Genomic DNA, 26,177 nt, shown 5'->3' on the forward strand with positions numbered 1-26,177 from the left:
GCTTCACCGGGCGGGCCGCCGTTGCCGGCGAGACGATCGGGAGGTGCCGCATGACGTGATGAGCCCGGGCGTGGACGCCCTGCTGGAACAGGCCCGGGCCGGTCTCCGCCGGCTGACGCCGCACGAGACGGTCGAGGCGGTCCGCGCGGGCGCGCTGCTGGTCGACACGCGTACCGAGGCGCAGCGCCGCGAGCAGGGCGAACTGCCCGGCGCCATCGTCATCGACCGGACCGTGCTGGAGTGGCGGCTGGACCCGGCCAGCGCCTGGCGGATCCCCGAGGCGACCGGGTACGACCGGGAGATCGTGGTCGTGTGCCGGGAGGGATACAGCTCCAGCCTTGCCGCGGCGGGCCTCCAGGCGCTCGGGCTGCGCCGGGCCACCGACATGATCGGCGGCGTATACGCCTGGCGGGAGGCGGGAATGCCGATGTCCAACCGCCCCGCCGACGTCCGCTACTGACGGTTCCGCCGGCGCTGCCGGCTGAATCGGCCGGGGGTGGTCAGGCCGGTGGGGCGCCGGGTGGGATGAAGGGCAGGCCGACGGGCGGCCCGGACTCGATCAGGCGCCAGAGGGCGTCGGTGTCCAGGTGTTCCTCGACGAGATCGCCGAGCAGGTCCAGGGTCCGCTCGCGGGCGGCGGCGAACGCGGTGTCCGGGGCGACCCGGAAGCCGGTCCGTCCGGCAAGCCGGGCCACCTCGGTGAGGAACCGGCGGCGGAACCCGTCCGACTCGAAGGCCCCGTGCCAGTGGGTGCCGTGCACCGCGCCGAGCCGGGCACCCTCGCCGCCGCCGTCGGCGTAGCTGAGCAGTGGCGGCAGGGTCGGGTCGGCGGCGGAGACGTAGCCGTGGTGGATCTCGTAGCCGCGCACCGGGACATCGCCGGCGGCCGTGCCGGTGGACTGGCGGACGGTCTTGCGCGGGTCGAAGGTGATCTCGATGGGTAGCAGTCCCAGCCCGGGGACGCTCCCCTGGCGGCTCTCCACCGGATCGTGGATGGCCCGGGCGAGCATCTGGAAGCCGCCGCAGATGCCGAGCATCGGCTTGCCGGCGGCGGCGTGCGCGACCACGGCGTCGGCGAGTCCGGTCTCGCGGAGCCAGGCCAGGTCGGCCACGGTCGACCTGGAGCCGGGAAGCACCACCAGGTCGGCGGCGGCCAGTTCGGCGGGCTCGACGGTCAGCCGGACCCGGACGCCGGGCTCGGTGGCGAGCGCCTCGACGTCCGTGGCGTTGCTGATCCTGGGCAGCCGGACCACGGCGACGTCCAGCCAGTCCGTGCCGTGCGGGGCGGCCGGTCGACCGAGCACCCGGCCGTAGGCGAGCGAGTCCTCGGCGTCCAGCCAGAGGTCCAGCTCCCAGGGCAGCACCCCGTACGTCGGGCGGCCGGTCACCCGGTGCAACATGTCCAGCCCCGGCTGGAGCAGCCCGAGGTCGCCGCGGAACTTGTTGATCACGAAGCCGGCGATCAGCGCCTGGTCGGCCGGGTTGAGCAGGGCGACCGTGCCGAACATCGAGGCGAAGACGCCGCCGCGGTCGATGTCGCCGACCACGATCGTGGGCAGTCCGGCGTGCCGGGCCAGCCCCATGTTGACGTAGTCGCCGGCCCGCAGGTTGATCTCCGCCGGGCTGCCGGCGCCCTCACAGATCACCACGTCGTACGCCGCTCGCAGTTCGGCGAGCGCGGCGAACGCGGTCTCGGTGAGCCGGGGCCGCAACGAGCGGTAGTTGCCGGCGGTGAGGGTCTCGACGGCCTCGCCGAGCAGCACCACCTGGCTCGCGTGGTCGCTGCCCGGCTTCAGCAGCACCGGGTTGAACCGCAGGTCCGGAGCGAGCCCGCAGGCGGCCGCCTGCATCGCCTGCGCCCGACCGATCTCGCCGCCGCGCCCGTCGGGCCCGACCACCACCGCCGAGTTGTTGGACATGTTCTGCGCCTTGAACGGCGCCACCTTCACGCCCCGACGGTGCAGCCACCGGCAGATGCCGGCGGTGAGCACGCTCTTGCCGGCATCCGAGGTCGTGCCGGCGACCAGCAGCCCGCCGCTCACGGCCGCCACCTCCGCCGCGCGCTCCCGCCCAGCAGGGCCGCCACCCCGCGCCGGCCGGCAGCGTTGACCAGCCGCCCGACGGTCAACGGGTACGCCGCGGCCAGTCCCAGGGCGGCGAGGCCGACCGCGCCGGAGATGCGAGCCGCCCGCTTGAGGTGACGCGCCTCGGGGTGAGGACCGTCACCGAGGAACGGCCGCACCTCGGACCGGCCGAAGTAGACGTTGCGCCCGCCCAGCCGTACGCCGAGCGCGCCGGCCATGGCCGCCTCGCACTGGCCGGCGTTGGGGCTGGGGTGGTCGTTGCGGTCCCGCCGCCAGACCCGCCAGGCCCGGTCCCGGTCGCCGTGCGCGATGGGCGCGACCGCGATGGTGAGCAGCCCGGTCAGCCGGGCCGGCACCAGGTTGAGCAGGTCGTCCAGGCGCGCGGCCGGCGTACCGAACCGGGCGTAGCGGGGTGAGCGGTGACCCACCATAGCGTCGAGCGTGTTGGCCGCGCGGTAGCCGAGCAGGCCGGCCAGCCCGGCGACCCCGCCCCAGAGCAGCGGCGCGACGACCGCGTCGGAGGTGTTCTCGGCGAGCGACTCGACGGTCGCCCGGGCCAGCTCGGGCTCGTCCAGCGTCGACGGATCCCGGCCGCAGAGGTGACTGAGCCGGCGCCGGGCCGCGGGCAGATCGTCGTCGCGCAGCGCGCGGCCCATCACGGTGGCCTCGTGCCGCAGGGTGCGACCGCCCAGCACCGTCCAGGTGCCGGCGGCCACCAGCACCGCGCGCGCCACCGGCCGCCGCCGGGTGGCCAGGGTGGCCGCGACGCCGAGCAGCACCGGCGCACCCACCGCGAGCGAGGTGAAGGCCGCGCCGGCCGCCCGGTCCGGTCGGTAGAGCCGCCGCTCCAGCGCGCCGGCCGCGCGGCCGAAGCCGGCCACCGGGTGCCATCGGCGGGGGTCGCCGAGGAGCGTGTCCAGGGCGTAGCCCGCCACCAGTCCTGCCGCGTTAGCCACGGTGGTCGCCTGCCGCAACCCTCACCACCTCCGGCCGGCCAGCCTAGCCGTACGGCGGGGTGACCACCGTCGCGTCGCCACCCCGCTCCCCCGTGCACGATCCGGTCGCGCTCAGGCGGGTACCGGCGTCCGTCCCCGGCCCCGCCGACCGCGACCGGCCGGGGTGACGCCGGTGGCGTCATCGTCCACCCCCGGGTCGAGCTCGCCGGGCGTCTCCGCCTCACCGGGCACGGGTGAAAGGTCGTCGGCGTCTTCCTCGTCGTCACCGCCGGCCTCGGCCCGCTCGTCGAACGGGTCGGCCGGCTCGCCGAGGCCGCTCCCCGACGGGCCGTCGAAGTCGGAGCCGCCGCCGGGCAGCCCGTGGCCGGCCCGGGGGCCGGTGAACTCGGGCAGCTCGAACTCGTCCTCGAACGGCCGGTCGTCGAGCGAGGCGGGGGCCTGCGCGGGCGGCACCGGCTCCGTGGCCTCGCCGTGCACCCGGCTCCCCGCGTCGGCGTCCTCGACGGTGCTGGTCGTCATGCTGGGCCGGTTGCGCAGGAACCGGCCCCGGCCGCGGGACAGGTCGTGCCCGACCGCGACCGCCTCCAGCTCGTAGAGGGTGCGGTGGTTGCCGGCGTCGTCGGTCCAGTCGCGGGTGTAGAGCCGGCCGGCGACGATCACCGGGTCACCGACCATCACCGAGGCGGCCACCCCCTCGGCCAGCTTCCGCCAGCAATTGACGCGAACTCGAAGGCTGTTTCCGTCGACCCAGCGGCCGCTGTCCCGGTCCAGGCGACGGGCCGTCGAGGCGACCTTGAAGTTGGCGACCAGGGTGTTGCTCTGGGTGGTGCGGCGCCACTCGGGCGCGGTCAGCACGTTGCCGACAATGGTGACGTACGTATCGAACATCGTCCCTCCAGGGGAGATCCGGGGCTTGCCGTGGCGAGTCGACTCGATCCCGAGCTTCGGCGACCACGGGTCCCCGCCACCACCGGCAACGGCCCGGCTGTGGACAGCGGACCGGGCTGTGGACAACGCCCTGATCAAGCTTCTGTCTGCTACGGCCATTCGGCAGTGGGGCACCGACCTGCGGCGCAGCATGATCTTCGGGGGCGGGGGCTACCGCCGGGTAGCTTCGCGGCGTACCGTCGCGGTCGTGGAACTGGACGTGCTGGGGCCGCCGTACGAGCGGCAGACGATCGACCTGGGCACCGACGACGAGGGACAAATCGTCGCGACCCTGGTCCGCCGGCGGGCCGAGCGCCCGACCGGCCGGGCGGTGCTCTACGTGCACGGCTTCGTCGACTACTTCTTCCAGACCCACGTCGCCGACTTCTTCGCCGAGCGAGGCTGGGACTTCTACGCCCTCGACCTGCGGAAATACGGTCGCAGCCTGCTGCCGCACCAGACGCCGAACTTCTGCCACGACCTGAGCGATTACTTCCCGGAACTGGACGCCGCCGCGAAGATCATCCGCGAGGACGACGGGCACGAGACCCTGCTCGCCATGGGTCACTCCACCGGCGGGCTGATCATCTCGCTGTGGGCGCACGCCCGCCGCGACGCCGGGGTGGTCGACGGACTCTTCCTCAACAGTCCGTTCTTCGACCTCAACGCACCCTGGCTGATCCGTCGACCGCTCGCGGCCGCCGTCTCCCGACTGGGCCGCAGGGCGCCGCAGCGCATCCTCCCGTTCGGGCTCGGCACCGTGTACGGCGAGAGCCTGCACGCCGACCACCGGGGCGAGTGGCGCTACGACCTGGCCTGGAAGCCGCTCGCCGGGTTCCCGGTCCGGGCCGGCTGGATCAACGCGATCCGCACCGGCCAGCGGCAACTGCGGGCCGGCCTGGAGATACCGGTGCCGGTGCTGTTGGCCTGCTCGACCCGGAGCTTCCGGGGCACGAAATGGCATGAGTCGGCGACCCTCGCCGACGCCGTGCTCGACGTGGAGCACATGGTCCGCTGGGCGCCCCGGCTCGGGCGGCACGTCACCCTGGCCCGCTTCGACGGCGGGCTGCACGACCTGACGCTCTCCAGCCCCGCCGTACGGGAAAAGGTCTTCACCGAGGTCGGGCGGTGGGCGGAGGCGTTCCTCGGCGCCGGCCCCACGGAGCCGGAGGCGGCCCCGGACGGCCCGCCGGCGGCGCGGCGGCCGGTCGAGGACCGGGCCGGCGCGACCGCCGAGGGCTGACCTCCCGGACTCAGGCGTCCGGCGCCGCCGCGATGGCGGCCCGGATGCGGTCGAAGGTGGCGACCGGGTGGCCGCCACCGCCACCGGGAAGCACCAGGCCGACGCAGCTCAGCGCGATGTCGCCGTCCGCGGTGGCCTGGACGCCGAACACGGGGGCGCCGACGTAGCCGCGGGGCAGCTCGGTGGGGATCCGGACGTCATAGCCGTCCCGGACCAGCCGCTCGATCGCCGCCTCGAGCGGCCTTGACCCGTCGTCCGCGACGCCGAGCGCGAGCACGAACGCCGAGCTCGGCGCGGCGCCGATCCGGGCGACCGCTTCGGGCCGCGCGGCAATGCTGTCGGTCACCTGCTGCGTCCGCCACCGCCAGCCCTCGGCCCTCGCGCGCTCGTGCAGGCCGCCGGTCGGCATGGCGGCCAGGCCGACCTCTGGAAAGTGGATCCACCGCCCGGCGAAGTCCGGCAGCAGAATGGCCTCGGACGCCTCACCCGCCGGCTCCGTCAGGCTCGGCCGCAGACCGATCTCCCCGCACGGCGCGTGAGTGATGGCGTCCGCGGTCAGCAGATACTCTTGAACCAGGTCACCGGCGCCGGCTTGCTCCGTGAAGAAGAAGGCCGTGCCGAAATCCTTACTGCCGCCGGGCCGGTCGAGTTGGCTGACGGGCAGAATGGCGCGGCCGAGGAGCTGGCAGAGCTCGTAGGCGACGTCGTTCTCGGTATCCGGGTCGAGCAGCACGATGCCGAGGGTACGGACCCGGGGGCCCTGGCCGTGGCACTTGGGCTGCTAACGATGGCCGCAAATCCGGGTGCCCGTGACGGGTGGTGCGTGGAAGCCTGATCGGCGGCGTGGCCGCGACCACCCGTTCCCCCGCTCACCCCGGGGGCGGCGGTACCCTCTTGGCGCGACACCCACGACGCGCGCCCGTAGCTCAGCGGATAGAGCAGGGGACTTCTAATCCCAAGGCCGCAGGTTCGAATCCTGCCGGGCGCACCACCGTCACCCCAGGTCAGCGGCTTGTCGCTTCCCGTGGAATCGATCACCACGGCCTCCGTACAGCCATTCGTACAGCCAAGTCAGCCGAAGAGTTGCTTTGCGGCCTCATCGACGGCCGCCCGCTCCACCTCCGGCAGGACGTGCGCGTAGGTGTTCATCGTCAATCCGATCTGGCTGTGCCCGAGGACCTTCATGACCGTGCGCGGTGACGCCCCGAAGACGAGCAGAAAGGTCGCGCAGGCGTGCCGCAGGTCGTGCAGACGCAGCCAGTCGAGGCCGGCCGCCGCCCGGATGTTGTGCCAGGTCCGGTCGATGTGGTCCGGGTCCCTGGGCGTTCCCACCCTGGACGGGAAGACCAGCCCGTGATCCTGCCACCGCTCCCCCGCCGCCAGACGGTCTGCGGCTTGCTGCCGACGATGAGCCCGGATCAGCGCGAGCGTCTGGGCCGGCACCGGCACTGTCCGCCGGGACCGCTCCGTCTTCGGTGCGAGGAGCTGCAGCCGCCCCCCGGCGCGCTGGACGGTTTGCCGAACGGTCAGGGTGCCGGCGTCGAAGTCGATATCCGACCAGGCGAGCCCGAGCAGTTCCCCGCGACGGAGTCCGACCGTCGATGCGTAGACATACAGCGCCTCCAGGCGGTGACCCCGCAGCACGTCGAGCAGCCGCTTGGCCTCGTTCACGGTCAGGGCGCGCCGCTCGATCTGACGCATGGCCGGCGGCCGGACCGACTTGGCGGCGTTGCGGTGCACCAGCTCCTCCCGCTCCGCGTCAGCGAGAGAGTTCCGGATCAGGCCGTGAATGTGCCGGACGGTCGTCGGCGGGTCCCACCTGGCGGAGCTGTTGTACCCGGAGGCAGCTTGCCGCGGCGTGAGGCTCTAATAGGTGGTTGCCGGTAATCATCGGGCCGGAGATGACACAAGCCACGGTGAGAGTTCGTCAACGAGGCGGGAGTCTTGGATGGGTCCACCGGGGAAACGCGATGAGGATTGGTTCACCAGGGTCTACGCGGCCGATTACGGACAGGTTGTGAAGTACGGCCAGCGCCGGCTTGCCGACATGGAAGCGGCGGCTGAACTTGCTCAGGAGGTGTTCGTCATCGCCTGGCGGCGTCGCCGCGAGGTTCCGGACCGCAGCCTGCCCTGGCTGTACGGGGTGGCTCGGCGCCTGCTTGCGAACGAATGGCGAGCTCGGAGAGCTGCGCCGAATGTACTACCGATTACCGACGCTGGCCTTCTGCAGAAACCGGGCTCGTCTGGCGCCGACGCGACCGTGGGCGTGGCCGATCTTCAGGCCGCCCTAGCGACCCTCACCGACCTTGATCAGGAAATCCTCCGGTTGGTCGGTTGGGAGGAGCTGACGGTTGCCGAGGCCGCCCAAGTCCTTGGCTGTACCCGTACCACCGCCGCAGTGCGCCTGCACCGCGCCCGTAGACGCCTCAACGACGCGATGTCGTACCGACCTGGATCGCCGGCGCAGCAGCCGGTGCTGGCTAGTCCTCGAAAGGTTATGTGATGTTCGGAGAAGAGCGAACCCGCACCCTCCTCAAGCCGATTGACCCGGCCCGGCACAGCACCATCGCACCGCCCAGGCTGTCGGCACGCGACTTGATCAACCGGGCTGAAGTTGTCGCGGAGCCCATCGCCCATCGCCGTCAGGCACGCCCGACCCGCAGGCTGGTTCTGACGGCCGGGACGCTGGCCGTAGCGGTCGGCGCCGCAGCAATCGCCCAAACCTTCGGCCCGTCCAACCCGGACACCTCGGAGATCGTCAGTCCACCCGGGGCGGATCCGGGGGTGGTGCTCGTGCCGGTTGCGTACGGCGCTGGCGCCCGTGATGCTGGGAGCCAGCTGCGCGCGTTGGCGAGCAGGCTCATCGACTCGGAGTACGACAACCGCACCGGCCGGTACATGTACCACCACACGAAGACGTGGGGCGACCCAGTGATGACGTCCCCCGACGGTCGCCACCACGTCGCTTTCGCGGACGAGACCAAGGTCTGGCAGGCGGCCGACGGGACCGGTAAGCAGGTCACGACTCAACTTGAGCCGCAGTATCCAGACCAGGAGTCCCGGGACTACTGGCAGCGCAACCTCAAGCCCAAGGCTGCCGCCTCCGCCACCCCCGCTCCCGACAACATGCCCCTGCCACCGATGGACCTCGCGCCGCTGCCGTCGAGTCGGGCACAGCTGAACGAAATGCTCAAGGTCAGGTTCGGCGCTGGCGCCGTCAGCAAGGAAGTCAGCACGGTGTACGGGCGGTATGTCGTTCCGCGTCAGACGCGCGCTGAGATCCTGCGGGTCCTTGCTGACGTGCCTGGGTTCCTGTGGCGGGGACAGGTGACCGATCGGGTGGGCCGGAAGGGCCTAGCCATCACCTTCGACGACCGCGAGCACAACCAGCAGTCCCTCCTGATCTTCGACCCCAACACCGGCGATCTGCTCGCCCACGAGCGGCTAACCCTCTCGCCGATACGAATGAACGCCTACCAGGTAATCCTCGATACTGCCTGGACCGATCGACTCAACTGAATTACCGGTGCCGGGGCCGCCAACTCTACGGGTGGCCTCGGTCCGCGTCTTACCTTGGCGGTTGGGCCTGGGCCATTCACGGGCCATAAGCCGGTGTCAACGGATGGCACTCCAGGCGGCCTGAGGTCATGTCAACCAGGCGGGACCCGGTATCCCGAACCGATCTTGTCCGATTCCCAAGCTGACAGTCTGGGAGCCACGCTTGGGAGCCACCGGGGCGGGCTGGACCGGACGGGACGGGACCGATCGAGTTGCCGAGCGCTTGAGGACCAGGACCAGGCGGACGGCATCGGACGGCTTAGACATGGTCTTGGGAATCTACGGATCAGATGGTCAGCAGCTGCGTGTCGTACAGCCATCCGTACAGCCCAGACCGCCAGCCAACGCCGACGACATCCGACAGTGACGGACGGGCTGAGCAGGAGAACGGCTCCCCTACCAGCCCGCTCCGATCTTCTGCTAATCGCAAGGCCGCAGGTTCGAATCCTGCCGGGCGCACCACCGTCACCCCAGGTCGGCCGCTTGTCGCTCCCCCATGAGTCGATCACCACGGCCTCCGTACAGCGAAGTCGGCCGAAGAGCTGCTTCGCGGCCTCATCCACGGCCGGCCGCTCGACCTCCGGCAGGACGTGGGCATAGGTATTCATCGTCAATCCGATCTGGATGTGCCCGAGCACCTTCATCACCGTGCGCGGCGACGCCCCGAAGACGAGCAGAAAGGTCGCGCAGGCGTGCCGCAGGTCATGTAGCCGCAGCCAGTCCAGGCCAGCCGCGGCCCGGACCTTGTGCCAGGTCCGGTCGATGTGATCTGGATCCCTCGGAGTTCCCACCTTGGACGGGAAGACCAGCCCGTGATCCTGCCACCGATCCCACGCCGCCAGACGGTCCGCGGCTTGCTGCCGACGATTAGCCCGGATCAGCGCGAGCGATCGGGTACGGAATGCGGATCTTGGCCGCTACCCCCGGTTTGCCTTGGCCGGAGGTGCCTTTGAGCTTTGATCTGTGGCGCCCGGGACTCGCACGCCCGCGACGAGATGGCGGACGACCTCGGGATCACCGATGATGACGGCGCGGGCCGCTACGAGCCCGGCCAGGTCGTCGCTGCCGAAGGCGGCGAGGAGGGCATCCGTCGTGGTGACCAGGACGGCGTCCGGCTCCTCGGGCGGCTCGTGGGCGACCTCGGCGCCGGTCGACGTGAGGCGGACGCCGAAGACGCCGGCAGGACCGTGGTCGCGCAGTTCGATCCGGAGCATCGCCTCGGGCCGCTCCGGCCCCGGCACGAAGAAGGTGCGGATGCTCAGCATGGCGCTGTCCACGCTCACGAAGACCTGTTCCACGGTCGGCGGGGCGGCCAGCGCCCAGGTACCAAGCGCGACCACGATCGGCTCGAGGCCGCGACCCCACGCCGTCAGCTCGTAGACCCGCACATTGCCCGGCGGAAGCAGCTGCCGACGGCGTACGACGCCCGCGTCGGCCAGCTCGCGCAGCCGGTCGGACAGTGCGTTCGGACTGGCGGTCGGGAGCGCCTGCTGGAGGTCGGTGAACCGTTTCGGCCCGAGCAGCAGCTCGCGCACCACGAGCAGCGACCACCGCTCCCCCACGATGTCGAGGCCACGCGCGACGCCGCACGCCTGCCGATAACCCCGCTGGACCGGCACCGGAACACCTCCCCTTGTACTTGCTCGATCATAGCAGTTGGTATTAGCGTCATAGCATCTGAACGAGGAGGAACTCCATGCCCACGCCACCGGCCCCCCGCTCACCGATCGCGAGACCTGGCAGAAGCAGCTCGACGAGCTGCGGCTCCGTGAGAAGGCGCACACCCGGGAGGGCGACGCCATCGCCGCCGCCCGCCGGCGGTTGCCGATGGTCGAGGTCGACGCAACCACCCGTCTGGTCGGTGCCGACGGCCCGGTGCCCCTGCTCGACGTCTTCGAGGGGAGGACCCAGCTGTTCGCGTCGTACCACATGTGGCACCCGGGCAGGCCGGCCGCCGACCAGTGCGAGGGCTGCACGTTCTTCACCGGCCAGGTGCTCGAGCTGTCCTACCTGCATTCGCGCGACGTCACGTTCGCGGTCTTCTGCCAGGGGCCGTTCGAGGAGACCTCGCGCTACCGCGACTTCATGGGCTGGGAGGCGCCCTGGTACTCGGTGCCCGCGGAGTCGCTCGACTCCCTCGTCGCCGGGCGCGCGTTCGGGATGAAGGCGTGCTACCTGCGCCAGGGCGACCGGGTGTTCGAGACCTACTGGACCACCGGGCGGGGCGTCGAGGCGATGGCGCCGTCGTACGGCCTGCTCGACATGACCGTCTACGGTCGCCAGGAGGACTGGGAGGACTCGCCGGAAGGCTGGCCGCAGCGCTTCCGGACCGACGGCGACCAGTTCCGGCTCGACGGCCGGCCCACATCGCAGTGGTCGCGCCTCGCCGCCGGCCGTAACGATGACCTCGGCGCCTCCGGGCCCGCCGGCAGCGAGCACCAGTGCTGCCACTGAGGTTCGACACCTACCGACCCGACTGCGCGCCGGTGGGCGTGCAGCAGCGGGGACAAGAACAGTACGGTCTCGGGCGTCGAGTACGACCCCGAGTTCACCCCGGCCGACCTGGCCGCCCTCAACGGTGAGTGGTCCTGGTTCGGCAGCGTCGTCGGCCCGGCGGCCCAGGCCGGCCCGGGCGGGCTGATCGACGACGACCTCGCCTACGTGTCCCCCTGGGGATTCGACCCGGCGCGGATCTCGGCGCCGGTTCTCCTGCTGCATGGCGACCGGGACGGGATCGTCCCCAGCTCGCACGGCGAGTGGCTGGCGGGCCGCTGCCCCGGGGCGGAACTGCGGCGGTACCCCGACGACGGGCACATCTCGGTGCTGCGCCACGGCGAGGCGGCGTTGGCATGGTTCCGCCGACGCGCCGACGAAGCCCCAGGTTCCGACCGGAGCTAGAGCACGGACCAGCGGGCGCTCGGTGGGAGTGGGTGAGGCGGCGGCCGCGGGACCTCGGCCGCCGCCTCGCCGCGCCGGTGGTGGCGCGGATCGCGACGCCGCACGGATGACCGGGGGGCAGGTCATCCGAGCGGCGCCGCGGTGCCGACACCGGGCGGGCGGAGGGGGGTGAGGGTGTGCCCGCCCGGCGTCGGAGGTCAGTTGGTGGGCAGGGCGGTCGGCTTGTGGCCGCCGGGCGCCTCGGTGCCCGGCGTCTCGGCGGGAGTCGGGCGGGTCGCCGGCTTGCCGGCCGGGTGGCTCGGGGTGGCCGTGGCTCCGGCCTCCTTGCTGGGCTTGCCCTTCTCGTTCGCCAGCAGCTTGTCGCAGTAGGCCGCGACCTTGTCCTTGCCGCCAGCGGTGGTGATCAGGACGGTGAACGCCGGGTTCTCCAGCGCCTTGCCCTGGCTGTCAGCGACGCCGGCCCGGTACGCCCGGCAGAGGCCGACCAGGTTCGGCGACGGGGTGCCCTTGGCGCCGGCCGGCCCGTTGCCCTTGTCGCCCGCGTCCGACGGCTTGCCGGTGGCGTGCGCCGACGGCTTCGCGCTCGGCTCGCTGAGCGGGTTGGGCAGGGTGCCGTTCGCGGCGGCGAGCGCAACCCCACCGGTGGCGGCGACGGCGAGCACCGTGGCGCCGGCCTTGAGGGTGAGGAGTTTCGCGAGGGCGGTGTTAAGCATTGAACAGCTCCGTTTGGGGGGTTGGAATTCGGACGTGCCACCCGGCGTGCCTCCGGAGCAGCATCCCCGGCCCGGCGGCCGGGGGGTGGGACGCGCGCACGGTGCCAAGGGGATTCGGACAGTGATGGCCGACTCCGGTCACGGACCGACGGGGACGCCGCTGAGTGATCAATCGGCGACGCCGCAGGTGCGCTGGTCGCAAGGTCTGTGCGTTCATCTCGTGCCCCTCAGCGCCGGCTCCCCGCCAGATGTCACATCGGCCACCAAACAACACGGAGCGTCAACGGGCCAGCGACGGAAACGGGACGTCGCCGGACGCGCGGCGAGACGGCGACCCGGGGCGGTTGACGGGCCCACGTATGCTGCGCGCATTCGCACGGGCGTCCAGGGGAGCGTGGCATGCGACGGGGGCGGTTCCTGGCGGCGGTGGCCGCCCTGATCACGGTGGCGCTGGCGGGTTGCGGCAGCACCCCGCCAGGCACGGACGGCGACCTGACCGACGACTGGCGGCCGGTCGGCAAGGCCGAACAGTTCGCCCCGAAGGTGGGCGACTGCCATGTCATCGCCGACTCGACCAGCTATCTGACCAGCTACCAGCCGGTCGACTGCACAAAGACGCACCTGGTCGAGACGATCCACCTGGGCACCTTCACGGGCGCGCTCGCCGAACGGCCGACCCCGCCGCCGATCGGGTCGGCCGCGATCCGGCCCGCGTTCGCCGAGTGCGACGTCAAGGCGACGGCGTTCGTCGGCGGCGACTGGCGAGGCGCTCGGCTCACCATCCAGGTGGTGCCGCCGTCGCCGGCCGGGTGGGCGGGCGGCAGCCGTTGGTTCCGCTGCGACATGTACGAGCTGGACACGGTGGATGGGGGCACCTACCGGGACCACCCCAACGACCACGCGATCCAGCGCAGCGCCAGCCTCCGCGACGCGCTCAAGGGCCAGTCCCGCCTGGCCTACGGGTGCCTGACGGAGGACGAGTGGGGCAGCCTCCAGCAGGCCAGCTGCGGCAACGGACACGAGTACGAGTACGTCGGGGCGTGGACCGCGCCGGACGGCCGGTACGCGGACGCCGACCGGGACGAGGACAACGTCCACGCCCGGTGCCGGACCATGGTTGCCCGGTACGCCAAGGTGCCGGTCGACGGCAAGCTGCGCTACCGCACCGGTACGGCGTACCGGCTGCCGTCGGAGGAGGCGTGGACCCGGGGCGACCGGGGTGTGCGCTGCTTCTACTGGTCGGGCGGGGAGAAGGTGACCCGGTCGATCAAGGGCGGCGGGACGAGGGCGCTGCCGATCAGGTGACCGACGCGGTGGCCGGCAGCGGGGTCAGCCCGAACGCGGCGAACACCTCCCGGTCCTGAAAGACCACGTTCCGGCTGATGCGCGAGCCGGTGACGGTGAGGACCTGCACGGTGTGCGGCACGTACCCGTCCCCGTCGCGCACGTACGCCGCCAGCGCCGGCTGCCCGTTGGCGGCGGTCGGCAGGATCCGCCAGTCGCTGCCGCGCATGGCGAAGACGCGGGCCATGAACCGGCCGTAGCGCTCCCGGCCGACGTACCAGTTGAGCACCGGCGGCATCTCCAGCACCGCGTCCTCGGCGAGCAGCCGGGTCAGCGCGGCCACGTCGGCCCGCTCGAAGGCCGCCACGTACCGGTCGACCAGCGCCCGGCGGTCGGGGTCGGCCGGCTCGGCGACCTGCTCCTCGCGTACGGCCAGGGCGCCCAGCCGAGCGCGGGCCCGTTGCAGGCCGCTGTTCACCGCTGCCGGCGTGGTGGCCAGGGTCTGGGCGACCTCCGCAGCCGACCAGTCGAGCACGTCCCGCAGGATCAGGATGGCCCGCTGCCGAGGCGGCAGGAGCTGCATGGCGGCGACCAGCGCGAGCCGCAGGCTGCCCCGGGCGGCGACGACGGTGGCCGGGTCGAGCAGCGCGTCGGGGAACGGCTGCAACCAGGGCACCTCCCCCACCACCATCGGGGCGTCGGGGTCCGGATTCGAGCCGACGACGTCCGACGGCAGGGATCGCCGCCTCCGGGTCCGCAGCGCGGTCAGGCAGACGTTGGTGGCGATCCGGTGCAGCCAGGTCCGCAACGAGGCCCGCTCCGGGTCGTACCGGTCGAAGGCGCGCCAGGCCCGCAGCAGGGTCTCCTGCACCAGGTCCTCCGCCTCGTGCACCGAGCCCAGCATCCGGTAGCAGTGCGCCAGCAGCTCCCGCCGGTACGGGGTGGTCCGCCGGTCGAAGTCCTCGCTGCTCACCGTCACTGGTCCGTCCCCTCCGAAGCGCCTTTCCCATACCTACCGGCCCGGCCACCGGAATTCATCGTCGGCAGGCCGATGAGTCCCGGCGCGCCGTCGAGTAGGTACCGGCGAAGCCACCCCAGAGAGGATGACCATGATCGACACCGAAACCAGCCGTACCGACCAGGCGGTACGCGACGTGCTGCGCGCTCTCGTCGCTGCCTGGGCGGACAACGACGCGGACGCCTTCGCCGCGCGCTACACCGACGACGCGACGGTGGTGCTGCCCGGCGGGGTGTTCCACCAGGGCCGGGAGGAGGTCCGCCGGTACCTGGCCGGCGCCTTCGCCGGCCCGCTGAAGGGCTCGACCTCGGTTGACGAGCCGGAGAGCGTCCGGATCATCGGAGACGACACGGCGGTGGTGGTCAGCCGGAGCGGTTTCCTGCTCCCCGGCGAGAAGACGCTCCCCGCCGAACGCCGCCGCCGGGCGACCTGGACGCTGTCCCGGCAGGACGGCGAGTGGCGGGTCGCGGCGTACCAGAACTGCCAGGCCTGACGGCTTCCCCCGGTCGCCCGGGTCGCCGGGCGGCCGGGGCCGCCGTCACTCGCAGATCCGCCACTCGCCGTCCTCCTTGACCAGCGGGAAGACCTGCGTGGTCCGGGCGCCGCCGGACTGGACGAAGCGCACCTGGGCCTCCCCGTGCACGCGGCCGTTGGTGTTGAGGACGTTCACGCTGACGATCTCGTAGCTTCGCACCGACGGTTGCGCGGACTGCTGACGGGCGAACTCGTACTGGCTCAGCCGATTCCGCACCTGGCCGCAGAGCTGCCCGTAGGCCGTCGGGAAGTCCCGGGCGACCATCGCCGCGGCGTACCTGTCCACACTGTCCTGCGCCGGCCCGGTGGCGTGCTGCACCACGTTCCAGAGCGCGAAGCCGCCGACGACGCCGCCGACGCAGCAGAAGGAGAGCACGACACCGACGACGATGAGCACCGTCCGCGTCGTACGCGAGTTCCTCGGCGGCACCATGATGGGCTCGTACGTCATGCCCCGGAGGGTAGGAGCGCCGCGCAAGCAGCCGGCAGCAGCGAAATGGGGCGACGGGGTCCGGCCGATCGTCCACGATTGTCCACACTCGGCAGCGACGCGGCGCGCACCGAGGGTGACAGTTGCGGTCTGACATGTTATTCTCCGGCGTCGATCCAGGCCGTGCGGACCCGACCGGGTCGCTGCCGGAAGGAAACCTCTCCCGATGCCGGTCGTTGCCGCCACGACCTCGCCGCCGACCCCGCTGGACCGGCCGGCGGGCGGCGCGTTCACCCTCATCTTCACCGCCATCCCGGCGCTGCTCCGGGTGACCTGCGGACTGGTCGGCGCGGTGGTTGCCCTGGCCGTGCGTACGCCGCCGGTGCGGGTGGCGCTGCTGGTGCCGGTGGTCATCGCGCTGACCGCCTGGTCCGTCTGGTACGCGGTCCGGGCGCTGCGCCGCGGGGTGGGGGGGCCGCTGGTCGTCGGTGACGTCGCGCTCACCACCTCGGCCTGCCTCCTGCTGCCGTGGCTGGTGGCGCCCGAGGTGCTGCCCGGCGAGGGCAGTTGGCTCGCCGTGCTGGCCAGCACCACCGTGATCAACGCCCAGGCCACCGCCCCGGCTCGCTGGTCCGTCCCGGCGGGGCTGCTGGTCACCGCCGCGTACGCGGTCGGCGCGGCCGACGCCGGCAACCCGGTCGAGGCGCGGACGCACGCCGCGACGCTGCTGGTGCAGACCGGCTGCGCGGCGATGATGACCGCGGTGATGCGACGCCGGATCGATCGTGCCGACCGGGCCTTCGCGGACTATCAGCGGTTGGACCGCGAGGCGGTGGTGGCGCGTACCGCCCGGGAGGCCGAGCGGCGGCAGAACCGGGACCTGCACGACACCGTGCTCGCCACGCTGACCATGATCGGGCTCGGCGCGGTGCCCGGCCCCTCGCCCGCCCTGCGTGACCGTTGCACGGCCGACCTGCGTACGCTCACCGCCCCGGCCGACGCCCGGTCGGCGCCACCCGCCGGTCCGGTCGCGCTGGACGACCGGTTGCGGACGGTCCTCGCGCGGCTGCCCGAGCTGCCGGTGACCGCGGCGTTGCAGCCGTGCACGGTGCCGGCAGAGGTCGCCGAGGCGCTCGCCGAGAGCGTCGCCGCCGCATTGTCCAACGTGGTCCGGCACGCGCCGGGCACGAACGTCACGCTGCGCCTGGCCCGGGTCGCCGACGCCGTCGTGGTCGAGGTCGCCGACGACGGCCCGGGCTTCGACCCGGCCACGGTGCCCGCGCACCGGTACGGCCTGCGGGAGTCGATCCGCGGCCGGATGACCACCGCCGGCGGGCGGGCCGAGGTGGCGTCCGCCCCGGGCGCCGGCACCCGGGTCCGGCTGGAATGGCCCGATGTCGGCTGACCTGGGCGCCGTGGTCGGCACGGCGACGGACGAGGCCCGGCGGATCCCCGGCCCACGGTTCGCCGACGCGGTGGCCGGCCGGGCGGGGGCGTCCGACGTGGCACAGACCGTCGGCCCGGCCGAGGTGAGACCGGCCGACGACGAGGCGCACGGCCCCGCCGGGGCGGTCATCGCTCGGGCCGCGCACGCCTTCGGCATCCGCCGGACCCGGCCCGGGACCGAGTCGACGGCCCGGGATGGTTCCGGGACGGCGAGCGGCCACGCGGCCGAGGGCGCTGCGGCGAGCGCCGTGGCCAGCGCGTCCGACCGGGGCGCACGGGTCGTGGCGGTGGCCATCGCTCTCGCCTGGCACGTCGCGATCGGGCTGCCGGCGGTGCTCGGCGCCTGGCCCGACCTCGCCGCGCCCGTGGTGGTCGGCGCGGGCTGGTTGGTGGCAACCGGAGTCGGCGTGCTGGCCGGCGTACGCCTGCTGCGCGGCGCGACGCTGCCCGCCCGGCGGCTGGCGGCGATGCTGCTGGCGGTCGACGCGGCGGTCTTCGCCGCCGCCGGGGAGCGGTTCCTGTTCAGCACGGCCAACTGGGTGTGGAGCGGGCTCGCCTGGTTCTTCCTGCTGGTGCTCTGGCGGCGGCCGGTCGGCTGGCTGCTCGCGCTGCTCGGCGCGCACGCGGCGATCGCGCTGACCGCGGTGCTCGCTCACGGCGCGACCGCCCCCGCCGACCTCACCCGCTACGAGATGTACGTCTACGGCACGTCGTCGCTGCCCGTGGCGGTCTTCGCCGGCGCCGCCGCGATCGCCGATCTCGCCCGGCACCGCGCCGCCGCCGCCGCGGCCGCCCTCGCGGTGGAGGTGGAACGCGTGGCGGCGGAACGGGCCCGGGAAGAGCGACGGGCCCGGCTGGCCCTGGTCAGCGGCAGCGCCGAGGAGATGCTGGCCGCGCTCGCGGCGGGCCGGGCCGACCCGGCCGACCCGGAGGTGCGGCGGCGGTGCATGCTGGCGGCGGCCCGGCTGCGGCGGCTGATCGCCGAGTCGGACGACGTGCCCGATCCGCTGCTGCACGAGCTACGCGCCGCGGCCGACCTGGCGGAACGCAAGGGCCTGCCGATCGAGCTGGTCGCCATCGGCGTGCCGCCGGAGCTGGCGGTGGAGGTACGGCGGCGGCTGGCCGACCCGCTCACCGCGGCCCTCGCCGACGCCCGCGGCCGGGCCCGGCTGACCGTGGTCGCCGCCCCGGACGAGGTGGTGATCAGCCTGGTCACCCCGGATCACGAGGGACCGGAGGCGACCGGTCCACCGGTCACCGTCGCCAAGGACGGTCCGGTGGAGCACGTGCACGAGCGAGACGGGGAGATCAGATGGACGCAGACCCGGTGGCGGAGGACGTGACCGGCGCACCGCCGGTCGGCGTGGCGATTGTGGACGACCACCCGGTGGTGATCGACGGGGTGCGTGCCTGGCTGGCCGCCGAGCCGCGGCTGCGCGTACTGGCCACCGGGGACGATCCGGACGTGGTGCTCCGCGCCGCCCCGGAGGCCGAGGTGGTCCTGCTCGACCTGCGGCTGCACGGGCGGATGGTGATCGACAAGCTGGCCGAGCTGAGCCGCGCAGGCCGGCGGGTGGTGGTCTACTCCGAGCACACCGACCCGGAGATCATGCTCGCCGCGCTGGACGCGGGGGCGGTGGCGTTCCTCGCCAAGCACGAGGGGCGCGAGCACTGCGTGGCCACCGTGCTCGCCGCGGCCAGCGACCGCCCGTACGTGCCGCCGGCGCTGGCCGGCGCGATGGTGGGCGACCCGCGGCCGGACCGGCCGGCCCTGTCCGACAAGGAGCGCGAGGCGCTGCTGCTCTGGTTCCAGTCGATGTCGAAGGCGTCGGTGGCGCGCCGGATGCGGATCAGCGAGCACACCGTGAAGCAGTACGTGGATCGGGCGCGGATCAAGTACACCCGGGCGGGTCGACCGGCGGCCACCAAGGCGGCGCTGCTCGCCCGGGCGATCGAGGACGGACTCGTCCGGCCGGAAGAGATCGGCATCTACCGGTCACAGGCGTCGGCCGACCGGCCGACCCCCTAACGGCTGTCATGACACGGGCTGCGGTCTCGGCCAGGCTCGACGTACCGCCCAAGGTTTCCCGGGAGGTCGTGACATGCAGGAGGACGCCTCGCCCTTTTTCATCGGGCCGCACCGATTCGACGCGGACGACGACCGTAACCGTCCGGCGCTCGACCGGCGGTACGCGCTGGTCCCGGAGCCCGGCGAGCGGGTGCTGGGCCAGCACCGGCTCCGGGTGGCCGGTCACCTGCTCGGCCCCACCGAGACCGCTCGCAGCTGGACCCTCCCCGCGCCGGCGACTGTCACCGTCACCGACCGGCGGATCGCCTACGTCTGCGCCGGGTCCGAGCTGGCTCTGGTCTCCGGGCGGGACGGCCCGACCGACGCCCGGCACCGGCGCCCGGTCCGGCCGTCCCGCCTGGTCAGCGGGCAGATCCGCTGGCAGTGGCCATCCCGTCTCGAGCTGCCGCCCGCCGCATCGGCCGACGCCGCGGAGCTGCTGATCGTCTGCGACGCACTGCGGACCATCCGGCAACCGGCGCTCGCCCTCGGTGGCCCGGCCGGGCTGGTCACCGAGCTGGCCCGGCAGGTACGCCGGGCGGTGGCCGCGTTCCGGCTGGTGCACCCGGAGCTGGTGGACCTCTCTCCGCCCGAGCGGGACGAGCTGGCCACCCGGGTCGGCTCGGCGCCCTTCCCAGAGCCGGGCCGGGTCACCCTGCCCGGCTACCTGCCGGTCGAGTTCCTCTCCCGCGACGACTACTACCGCCCGAAGGCCGACCCGGCAGGCCCCCGCCCGGCATTCCCGGCCCGCCCGAGCGCCCGGGACCACCCCGGCTCCGCCTGCTGACACCCGGTCAGCTGGCCAGACTCAGGGTGTCACCGGGGCGGGTGCGGGCGCGGAGACGACGCAGCATCCGGGCGTCGGTGAACCCGACTGCGCGGGCGGCCGCCGCCACGGTGGCGCCGTGCCCGATCAGGTGCTCGGCCCGTTCCACCCGGAGCAGCTGCTGGTAGCCGAGCGGGGTCAGCCCGGTGGCCTGCCGGAACAGCCGGGTCAGGGTCCGCTCGGCCACCCCGCAGGCGGCGGCCAGGTCGGCCAGCGGCAGCGGCTCCGAGTAGCGCGCGTCGATGAGGTCCTGCGCGCGGTGCACCGCGTCGGAGAGGTGCGAGCGGTGCCGCATCATCGCGCTGGCCTGCTGCTCGTGGCCGTTGCGCCGGGCGTACACGACCAGGGTGCGAGCGATCCGGGCGGCCGCCGACGGGCCGTGCCGGGTGGCCACCAGGTGCAGCGCCACGTCGATGCCGCTGGCGATGCCGGCGGAGGTGACCACCCGGTCGTCGACCACGTAGAGCACGTCCCGGACCACCCGCGCCGCCCGGTGCCGCCGGGCCAGCTCGTCCTGCACCTCGTGATGGGTGGTGCAGCGCCGCCCGTCCAGCAGGCCGGCGCGGCCGAGCGCGAAGGCGCCCGCGCAGACGCTCGCCACGGTGCCGCCGGCCGCGTGATGGTCGGCCAGCCGCCGCAGGTCGTCCGGGCCGACCGGCCCCGCCGGGCCGTGCGCGCTGGGCCGCCATCCGGGTACGACCACCAGGTCGCCGCGGTCCAGTTCCGGCCACTCGGTGTCGGCCCGGAGGGACACTCCCTGCACGGTCGGCACCTCGTCGGCCTCGGCGACGTAGTGCAGCCGGTAGTCGTACCCGATGTCGGCGGCGGTGGAGAAGACCTGGGCCGGCCCGGCGAGGTCCAGCAGGTGCACCTGCGGGACCAGCAGGAAGACGACCCGGGGCATCGGCTCAGACCCCGGCCGGGACGGCGTTGGTCACCTCGGCGACGGTACGGATGGTGGCGAACCGGCCGGACAGGGCGTACTCGGTCCGGGCGATCATCTCCTCGTTCGACAGCGTGCGCGGGTCGGCGAGGATCTCCTCCAGCGAGGCGTCCGCCGGCACGTCCCGGTGCGGGATGGGGAAGGTGACGGTGGCGTCGGTCACGAAGGTCATCTCGTAGCCGAGGTCGCAGCCCACCCGGGTGGTGGTCTCCACGCACTGCTCGGTGCGGATCCCGCACACCGCGACCTCGCGAATCCCGGCCAGGGTGAGCAGCTGCTGCAGGTTGGTGGTGGTGAAGGCGTTGTGCGACGTCTTGACGAGTGTCGGCTCGCCCTCGACGGGTGCCAGGCCCTCGATCAGCCGGACGTGGCCACGGGCCGGGTCGAAGAGGCCGCCGGTGCCGGCCTCGGCGTGCAGGACCCAGACGACCAGGTCGCCGCGGCGCCGGGCGGCGTCGACCAGCCGGTTGACCTGGCCGACGATGTCCGGCTGCGAGGCGTACGCCCAGATCGGGCGCTGACGGAAGGACTCCTGGACGTCGATGACGACGAGTGCTGCTCTGTTCATGTGATCGATCCTGGCCGGGCGGGCGCCGGGGCGGCAGACACCATCATGCCCGGATGCGGAACGATCCGGTCACCGCACCGGCCTACGGCGGTCCGCCCTCGGGCACGTGACGGCGGCGGGCGTAGTCACCCTGGCCGCCCGCGGCGACCGGTCGGAACGGTCACGCGGCGGAGGCGCGGCGGCCGCGCCCGTCCAGCTCGGCGGCCTCCTCGGGAGTGGGGGCCGTGCCGCCGAGGTGCGTCGGCTGCCACCAGGCGTCGTCGGGGCCGGCCGGCCGCTCCGGGTACTCCCGCTGCGCCCGGTCCACCAGCGCGCTCAGCCGGATCTTCAGCTCGGCGGTCATGGTGGTGGCGTCCGGGTAGGCGGCCGGGTCCATCGGCTCGCCGACCAGGATCGTGATCGGCGTGTGTCGGCGGGTCAGGGTGCGTGGCCGGCCCTTGGTCCACAGCCGCTGGGTGCCCCACAGGGCGACCGGAAGCAGCGGCACGCCGGCCTCCTGCGCCATCCGGGCGGCGCCGTTCTTGAGCTCCTTGACCGTGAACGAGCGGCTGATCGTCGCCTCGGGGAAGACGCCGACCACCTCACCCCGCTTGAGCGCGCCCACCGCGCTGTTGTACGACGCCGCGCCAGCCCGGCGGTTGACCGGGATGTGCTTCATCCCGCGCATCAGCGGGCCGGAGACCTTGTGCGCGAAGACCTCGTCCTTGGCCATGAAGCGGACCAGCCGCCGGGACTCGAGCGCGCTGTAGCCGCAGAAGATGAAGTCGAGGTAGCTGACGTGGTTGCTGGCCATCACCGCGCCGCCCGTGCGCGGCACGTGGTGGCTGCCCTCGACGGTCAGGCGCAGGTCGAGGACCCGGAACATCGTCTTGGCGGCGGCGATCACGGGCGGGTACACGAGCTCCGGCATCCGGCAACTTTACCCCGCGTAGGTTACGGAACCGTAGGGGCGAGCGTTGCCGGTTGCCCGCCGGAGCCGACGTTCTGCCCGTGGCAGAGGGGGCTCGCGGCCGACCGGGGGAGCGGACAGGATGGCCGGATGACGGAACGCGGCGTGCTGCTCTGGGTCCACGGCGGCGGTTGGCGGGGCCGCCACCACGAGGACGGCGCCGCGCTGGCCCCGCTCGGGCTTCGGGTGGTGCCCGCCACCTACCGCTTCGTCGACGAGGCGCACTGGCCGGCCCAGCTCGACGACGTACGGGCGGCGGCGCGGGCGGCCCGGGAGGCGGCGGGCGGATTGCCGCTGCTGGTCGGCGGTGACTCGGCCGGTGGCACGCTCGCCCTGCAGCTCGCCCTGCGCGGCGTGGACCGGCCGGGCGACGTGGCCGCCGGGCTGGCGTACTGGGCGCCGGTGGACCCGCTCGACGCGGACTGGCGGCGGCTGCGGGCCGACGACGACCCGTGGGCCGATCTGCTCGGGCACCCGCCGGCCGCCGGCGACCTGGCCACCGTCGATGCGACGGTCGCCGCACACCTCGGCAGCGGGGTGCCGGTGCTGCTGGTGCACGGCCGCGAGGACCGGTCAGTGCCGGCGAGCCAGTCGATCGCCCTGGCCGGCGCGCTGCTCGCCGCCGGGCACCCGGTGCACGCCTGGATCACCCACGGCGGGCACGCCCTCGACCTGGACCGCCCGGACATCCGGGCCGTGACCGCCGCGTTCCTGGACACCGTCCTGCCGCCCGGCTGACCCGGCTACCGTCAGGGCATGCCCGACCTCGCCGCGATCGTCATCCACTGCCGCGACCCCTACCTGCTCGCGCCCTTCTGGAGCGCGGTCACCGGGCTGCCGATTGTCGAGGAGGATCAGGTGAAGCTCGCCGAGCGGTCGCTCGGGCCGGCAGAGGCGGTGCTGCTGCGCGACCCGTCGGGCCACCGGCCGGACCTCTGGATCAGCCCGGCGATCGACCTCCCGCTCCCCGGCCGGATCCACCTGGACCTGGTCGGCGACGCCGAGGAGCGAGCCGCCGTGCTGGAGGCCGGGGCGACGGTGGTCCGCGAGCTTCCCCGATGGACCGTGCTGGCCGATCCCGAGGGCAACGAGTTCTGCCTGCTCCCCGCCGCCGAGGTGCACGGGCCGCCGGTCCCCGGGCACTGACGCGAGGCGCCGTCCCCGACGGGATGGTCGAGGGCGGCGCCTGCTCGTCGGGTCAGGCGGTCAGCTGGTGCATGTCCAGCCGTCCCCGGGCGAAGGCGTCCACCCGCCCCCACCGGCCCGGGATATCCAGCACCTCGATCCGGCCCATGCCGATCGGCAGCCGCGGGTCGACCGAGAGGTGCCCCTCGTGGGGCTCCAGGCCGAGCATCGTCCGGATCAGCAGCAGCGGGGTGCCGGTGGACCAGGCCTGGGGGCTGCACGCGGTCGGATACTCCACCGGGAACCTGGTCAGCTCCCGGTCGTAGCCGCCGAACGCCTCCGGCAACCGCCCGTCGAAGAACCTGGCGGCGTCCAGGATGCCGTTGGCGATGGTGGCCGCCTCCTCGGCGAAGCCGTACCGCCGCAGGCCCCAGGCGATGAACGAGTTGTCGAACGGCCAGATCGTGCCGTTGTGGTAGCCGATCGGGTTGTAGCGGACCTCCCCCTCGGCCAACGTGCGCACGCCCCACCCGGAGAAGAGTCGGGGCCCGACCAGATGCTCGGCGATCTTCGCCGCCCGGTCGTGCTCCACGATGCCGCTCCACAGCAGGTGACCGATGTTCGAGCTGAGCACGGCCAGCTGCCGGCCCTCCGCGTCCAGGGCCAGGGCGTAGTACTCCCCGTCCGCCACCCACCAGTCCCGGTTGAACCGCTCCTTGAGCTGCGCCGCCTCCCGCTCCAGCTGGTCGGCGAAGGCCGGGTCGCCCCAGAACTCCCGAGCCATCCGGGCCGCCCGCATCTTCGCGTCGTAGGCGTACCCCTGCAGCTCGCAGGTGGCCCGGGGAAAGCCGGGCAGCCGACCGTCCCGGTAGTGGAGGGAATCCCAGGAGTCCTTCCAGCACTGGTTCTCCAGGCCGGTGTCGGTGTTACGCCGCTCGTACCAGATGTAGCCGTTGCCGACCAGGTCGGCGTAATCGTCCACCCACCTCAGCGCGGCCCGGCACTCCCGCTCCAACTCCTTGACCAGCGCGACGTCGCCGCTCCATTTCTCGTACTCGTCCAGCAGGATCACGAACAGCGGGGTGGCGTCCGCCGTGCCGTAGTACGGCGAGTGCGGCTGCTCCTCGAAGGCGGCCGTCTCGCCGTAGCGAAACTCGTGCAGGATCCGGCCCGGGTCCTCGTCCCGGAAGTCGTCGAACCGGGTGCCCTGCAACGCGGCCAGGATCCGCAGCGTCGTCTTGGACAGACTTGGCGCGAAGGGCAGCACCTGAAGGGAGGTGAGGATGCTGTCCCGGCCGAACATGGTCATAAACCAGGGCAGGCCGGCCGCCGGCAGCGTCTGGCCGCCCAGCGACAGCGGCGAGTAGCGGAGCGCGGCCAGGTCGATCAGGCTGCGCCGGTACGTGGATCCCAGCCAGGGGTGTTCGGTGTTCACCTTCGGCGCGTTCTTGACCCACTGCTCCAGGTCGTGCTGCAGGGCCTGCCGCTCGGGGCCGTGCCCCGTCAGTCCCATCCGCAGGTCCCGGCCACCCGGCCCGACCGCGATGGTCTGCACCTCGATGTCGGTGGCCCACTGCTCGTTCGGTTCCAGGTGGACGCTGTAGGCGAAGCCGTTCTTGTCGTACCGGGCGGTCGCTGACGAGGTGACGACCGTTTCTCGCCTGAAGTTGCCCCGCCGGTACCCCAGCCGGAGCCGGTCCGTCTCTGCCTCGGCGTAGATTTCCCCCTTCTTGTTCACGATCTCGTCCTTGACCTGGAACAGGTCGGCGAAGTCGGAGCCGGCGTCCATCCGGATCTCCAGATCGACCGGCTTCTCGTCGTGGTTGAGAATGATCAGCTTCTCCCGGAAGCTGCCGCCCACCGCCCGCTCCCGGATGATCGACAGCTTCGCGTCGACGTAGTGCGTGGCCATCCCCGGCACCAGGAAGAACCGCGCCTCGTAGTACTGCAGGTCGTCGTAGGAGAGCGCGTTGAGCCGCTCACCGTTGACCGTCAGCACCCACTTGGACAGGAATCGGGTGTCGAGGGAGAAGAGCCCGGTCGGCTCGCTCGGGGTGGCCTCGAGGTCGCCGGTGTCCTCGGAGACCACGAAGGTGTTGCCGTCCAGGATCCGGATGTTGCTCCGAGGCATCAGCGGACCTCCCTCTGGAACACGCGCCGCGGACCTCGGGATTCCGGCGGACCGGGAAAGACCCGTTCGAACTGCAGCACCAGGCGCAGGTTGCCCGAGACGGTCATGTCACCCCGCAGCATCGCGGCGATCGCGTTCTCCTCACCCGTGACCAGCTCGTCGAAGAGCCTCGGCGCGGTCCCCACGATCGTGTCGGCGCTCAGGTCCTCCTGCCTCACCTCGAGCTTGCCCCGGTCGATCCGCAGCAGCCAGTGGGTCGTCTGCGGCCCTTCGTGCAGATCAAAGCGCAGGGTTCCGGAGGTCTTCTCCAACCGGGGGTCGAATCCCCGCCGGTCCAGGTCCTCGAAGAATTTCGTGGTCGGCTCCGCCATCCGGTCCACTCCTCCCGCGATGCGTGGCATTCGACGTCCGAGAAGGGGTCCCCATCGGGTACGACGTCAACCTCGCCCGGATCGGGTGAGTCGCCCGCCCGCGGG

General features: G+C 72.8%; 28 protein-coding genes, 1 tRNA gene and 1 pseudogene. 15 read left to right on the forward strand and 15 right to left on the reverse strand.

Features of this window, described 5'->3' with window-relative positions; translation table 11 throughout:
* Positions 1-58: 58 nt before the first annotated feature.
* Positions 59-460, forward strand: coding sequence for a rhodanese-like domain-containing protein (locus GA0070624_RS31810; protein ID WP_091350276.1), 402 nt, complete (start codon positions 59-61; stop codon positions 458-460).
* 40 nt (positions 461-500) lie between these two features.
* On the opposite strand, the gene GA0070624_RS31815 is transcribed toward GA0070624_RS31810, so the two are convergent.
* The 3 genes from GA0070624_RS31815 to ssb all read right to left on the reverse strand — a co-directional run bounded on the left by GA0070624_RS31815 (position 501) and on the right by ssb (position 3,928).
* Positions 501-2,042 carry a cobyric acid synthase gene (locus tag GA0070624_RS31815; RefSeq protein ID WP_091350272.1) on the reverse strand — a complete coding sequence of 514 codons (1,542 nt, stop codon included), beginning with the start codon at positions 2,040-2,042 and terminating at the stop codon, positions 501-503.
* The gene (locus GA0070624_RS31820; RefSeq protein ID WP_091347100.1) at positions 2,039-3,058 is read right to left on the reverse strand and encodes a cobalamin biosynthesis protein; all 1,020 of its coding nucleotides are present in this window, start codon (positions 3,056-3,058) and stop codon (positions 2,039-2,041) included. The genes GA0070624_RS31815 and GA0070624_RS31820 overlap by 4 nt, the downstream gene beginning before the upstream one ends.
* A gap of 93 nt (positions 3,059-3,151) precedes the next feature.
* Complete coding sequence (ssb, locus tag GA0070624_RS35130) at positions 3,152-3,928, reverse strand: single-stranded DNA-binding protein (RefSeq protein WP_176731945.1); 777 nt, start codon at positions 3,926-3,928, stop codon at positions 3,152-3,154.
* 247 nt (positions 3,929-4,175) lie between these two features.
* Here ssb and GA0070624_RS31830 point away from each other — a divergent pair, with 247 nt between their 5' ends.
* On the forward strand, positions 4,176-5,210 hold the full coding sequence (locus GA0070624_RS31830) for an alpha/beta hydrolase (protein WP_176732080.1): 1,035 nt from the start codon (positions 4,176-4,178) through the stop codon (positions 5,208-5,210).
* A gap of 10 nt (positions 5,211-5,220) precedes the next feature.
* Here the strand turns inward: GA0070624_RS31830 and GA0070624_RS31835 are convergent, their stop codons facing one another.
* On the reverse strand, positions 5,221-5,943 hold the full coding sequence (locus tag GA0070624_RS31835) for a hypothetical protein (RefSeq protein WP_091347101.1): 723 nt from the start codon (positions 5,941-5,943) through the stop codon (positions 5,221-5,223).
* A gap of 182 nt (positions 5,944-6,125) precedes the next feature.
* Between GA0070624_RS31835 and GA0070624_RS31840 the strand changes: the two genes are divergently transcribed.
* Positions 6,126-6,201 (forward strand) — tRNA-Arg (locus GA0070624_RS31840).
* A gap of 80 nt (positions 6,202-6,281) precedes the next feature.
* Here the strand turns inward: GA0070624_RS31840 and GA0070624_RS31845 are convergent.
* A complete protein-coding gene (locus GA0070624_RS31845) occupies positions 6,282-6,950 on the reverse strand; it encodes a tyrosine-type recombinase/integrase (RefSeq protein WP_091347104.1) in 669 nt (222 codons plus the stop codon).
* A gap of 208 nt (positions 6,951-7,158) precedes the next feature.
* Here GA0070624_RS31845 and GA0070624_RS31850 point away from each other — a divergent pair, with 208 nt between their 5' ends.
* A complete protein-coding gene (locus GA0070624_RS31850) occupies positions 7,159-7,713 on the forward strand; it encodes an RNA polymerase sigma factor (protein ID WP_091347106.1) in 555 nt (184 codons plus the stop codon).
* Entirely contained in the window at positions 7,713-8,729 is a 1,017-nt protein-coding gene (locus GA0070624_RS31855) for a CU044_5270 family protein (protein WP_091347108.1), read from the forward strand. Before GA0070624_RS31850 ends, GA0070624_RS31855 begins: the two co-directional genes overlap by 1 nt.
* Before the next feature lie 131 nt (positions 8,730-8,860).
* Here GA0070624_RS31855 and GA0070624_RS37060 read toward each other — a convergent pair whose 3' ends face one another.
* Together GA0070624_RS37060 and GA0070624_RS35135 are read right to left on the reverse strand one after the other, a co-directional pair.
* Positions 8,861-9,649, reverse strand: a complete 789-nt coding sequence (locus GA0070624_RS37060) for a tyrosine-type recombinase/integrase (protein ID WP_091347110.1) — start codon at positions 9,647-9,649, stop codon at positions 8,861-8,863.
* 36 nt (positions 9,650-9,685) lie between these two features.
* Entirely contained in the window at positions 9,686-10,387 is a 702-nt protein-coding gene (locus GA0070624_RS35135) for a winged helix-turn-helix transcriptional regulator (RefSeq protein ID WP_176731536.1), read from the reverse strand.
* Positions 10,388-10,445: 58 nt separating this feature from the next.
* On the opposite strand from GA0070624_RS35135, the gene GA0070624_RS31870 reads away from it, so the two are divergent.
* Both GA0070624_RS31870 and GA0070624_RS31875 read left to right on the forward strand, forming a co-directional pair.
* Positions 10,446-11,222 carry a DUF899 family protein gene (locus GA0070624_RS31870; RefSeq protein ID WP_091347115.1) on the forward strand — a complete coding sequence of 259 codons (777 nt, stop codon included), beginning with the start codon at positions 10,446-10,448 and terminating at the stop codon, positions 11,220-11,222.
* Between the two features lie 51 nt (positions 11,223-11,273).
* Positions 11,274-11,666, forward strand: a pseudogene (locus GA0070624_RS31875) (alpha/beta fold hydrolase); the annotation flags it as partial.
* 197 nt (positions 11,667-11,863) lie between these two features.
* Here the strand turns inward: GA0070624_RS31875 and GA0070624_RS31880 are convergent.
* Complete coding sequence (locus tag GA0070624_RS31880; RefSeq protein WP_091347116.1) at positions 11,864-12,379, reverse strand: hypothetical protein; 516 nt, start codon at positions 12,377-12,379, stop codon at positions 11,864-11,866.
* Positions 12,380-12,778: 399 nt separating this feature from the next.
* Between GA0070624_RS31880 and GA0070624_RS31885 the strand changes: the two genes are divergently transcribed.
* Complete coding sequence (locus tag GA0070624_RS31885) at positions 12,779-13,684, forward strand: septum formation family protein (protein WP_091347118.1); 906 nt, start codon at positions 12,779-12,781, stop codon at positions 13,682-13,684.
* Here the strand turns inward: GA0070624_RS31885 and GA0070624_RS31890 are convergent.
* Complete coding sequence (locus tag GA0070624_RS31890; protein WP_091347120.1) at positions 13,677-14,642, reverse strand: sigma-70 family RNA polymerase sigma factor; 966 nt, start codon at positions 14,640-14,642, stop codon at positions 13,677-13,679. The two genes, GA0070624_RS31885 and GA0070624_RS31890, sit on opposite strands and share 8 nt — an antisense overlap.
* A 130-nt stretch (positions 14,643-14,772) precedes the next feature.
* Here GA0070624_RS31890 and GA0070624_RS31895 point away from each other — a divergent pair, with 130 nt between their 5' ends.
* A complete protein-coding gene (locus GA0070624_RS31895; protein ID WP_218105351.1) occupies positions 14,773-15,174 on the forward strand; it encodes an SgcJ/EcaC family oxidoreductase in 402 nt (133 codons plus the stop codon).
* Positions 15,175-15,219: 45 nt separating this feature from the next.
* Here GA0070624_RS31895 and GA0070624_RS31900 read toward each other — a convergent pair whose 3' ends face one another.
* Positions 15,220-15,666: a nuclear transport factor 2 family protein gene (locus GA0070624_RS31900; RefSeq protein ID WP_091347124.1), complete on the reverse strand. Its 447-nt coding sequence runs from the start codon at positions 15,664-15,666 to the stop codon at positions 15,220-15,222.
* A gap of 205 nt (positions 15,667-15,871) precedes the next feature.
* On the opposite strand from GA0070624_RS31900, the gene GA0070624_RS31905 reads away from it, so the two are divergent.
* The 4 genes from GA0070624_RS31905 (at position 15,872) to GA0070624_RS31920 (ending at position 19,946) form a co-directional block, all read left to right on the forward strand.
* Positions 15,872-17,050: a sensor histidine kinase gene (locus GA0070624_RS31905; protein ID WP_091347126.1), complete on the forward strand. Its 1,179-nt coding sequence runs from the start codon at positions 15,872-15,874 to the stop codon at positions 17,048-17,050.
* Complete coding sequence (locus GA0070624_RS31910) at positions 17,040-18,434, forward strand: hypothetical protein (RefSeq protein ID WP_245719087.1); 1,395 nt, start codon at positions 17,040-17,042, stop codon at positions 18,432-18,434. Before GA0070624_RS31905 ends, GA0070624_RS31910 begins: the two co-directional genes overlap by 11 nt.
* Entirely contained in the window at positions 18,404-19,120 is a 717-nt protein-coding gene (locus GA0070624_RS31915; RefSeq protein WP_091347128.1) for a response regulator transcription factor, read from the forward strand. The genes GA0070624_RS31910 and GA0070624_RS31915 overlap by 31 nt, the downstream gene beginning before the upstream one ends.
* 73 nt (positions 19,121-19,193) lie before the next feature.
* Positions 19,194-19,946: a hypothetical protein gene (locus GA0070624_RS31920; RefSeq protein WP_091347129.1), complete on the forward strand. Its 753-nt coding sequence runs from the start codon at positions 19,194-19,196 to the stop codon at positions 19,944-19,946.
* A gap of 7 nt (positions 19,947-19,953) precedes the next feature.
* Here GA0070624_RS31920 and GA0070624_RS31925 read toward each other — a convergent pair whose 3' ends face one another.
* From GA0070624_RS31925 to GA0070624_RS31935, 3 genes are all read right to left on the reverse strand, one after another.
* The gene (locus GA0070624_RS31925) at positions 19,954-20,889 is read right to left on the reverse strand and encodes a GlxA family transcriptional regulator (protein WP_091347132.1); all 936 of its coding nucleotides are present in this window, start codon (positions 20,887-20,889) and stop codon (positions 19,954-19,956) included.
* Positions 20,890-20,893: 4 nt separating this feature from the next.
* Positions 20,894-21,496 carry an isochorismatase family protein gene (locus GA0070624_RS31930; RefSeq protein ID WP_091347134.1) on the reverse strand — a complete coding sequence of 201 codons (603 nt, stop codon included), beginning with the start codon at positions 21,494-21,496 and terminating at the stop codon, positions 20,894-20,896.
* Between the two features lie 160 nt (positions 21,497-21,656).
* Positions 21,657-22,406 carry a lysophospholipid acyltransferase family protein gene (locus GA0070624_RS31935; RefSeq protein WP_091347136.1) on the reverse strand — a complete coding sequence of 250 codons (750 nt, stop codon included), beginning with the start codon at positions 22,404-22,406 and terminating at the stop codon, positions 21,657-21,659.
* Positions 22,407-22,535: 129 nt separating this feature from the next.
* Here GA0070624_RS31935 and GA0070624_RS31940 point away from each other — a divergent pair, with 129 nt between their 5' ends.
* A complete protein-coding gene (locus tag GA0070624_RS31940; protein ID WP_091347138.1) occupies positions 22,536-23,183 on the forward strand; it encodes an alpha/beta hydrolase fold domain-containing protein in 648 nt (215 codons plus the stop codon).
* A gap of 18 nt (positions 23,184-23,201) precedes the next feature.
* Positions 23,202-23,591 carry a VOC family protein gene (locus tag GA0070624_RS31945; RefSeq protein WP_091347140.1) on the forward strand — a complete coding sequence of 130 codons (390 nt, stop codon included), beginning with the start codon at positions 23,202-23,204 and terminating at the stop codon, positions 23,589-23,591.
* A 52-nt stretch (positions 23,592-23,643) separates the two neighbouring features.
* Here GA0070624_RS31945 and GA0070624_RS31950 read toward each other — a convergent pair whose 3' ends face one another.
* Positions 23,644-25,701, reverse strand: a complete 2,058-nt coding sequence (locus GA0070624_RS31950) for an amylo-alpha-1,6-glucosidase (protein WP_091347142.1) — start codon at positions 25,699-25,701, stop codon at positions 23,644-23,646.
* Positions 25,701-26,072, reverse strand: coding sequence for an SCP2 sterol-binding domain-containing protein (locus tag GA0070624_RS31955; RefSeq protein ID WP_091347144.1), 372 nt, complete (start codon positions 26,070-26,072; stop codon positions 25,701-25,703). The genes GA0070624_RS31950 and GA0070624_RS31955 overlap by 1 nt, the downstream gene beginning before the upstream one ends.
* Between the last annotated feature and the right edge of the window lie 105 nt (positions 26,073-26,177).

The organism is Micromonospora rhizosphaerae (assembly GCF_900091465.1).
Classification (GTDB): domain Bacteria; phylum Actinomycetota; class Actinomycetes; order Mycobacteriales; family Micromonosporaceae; genus Micromonospora; species Micromonospora rhizosphaerae.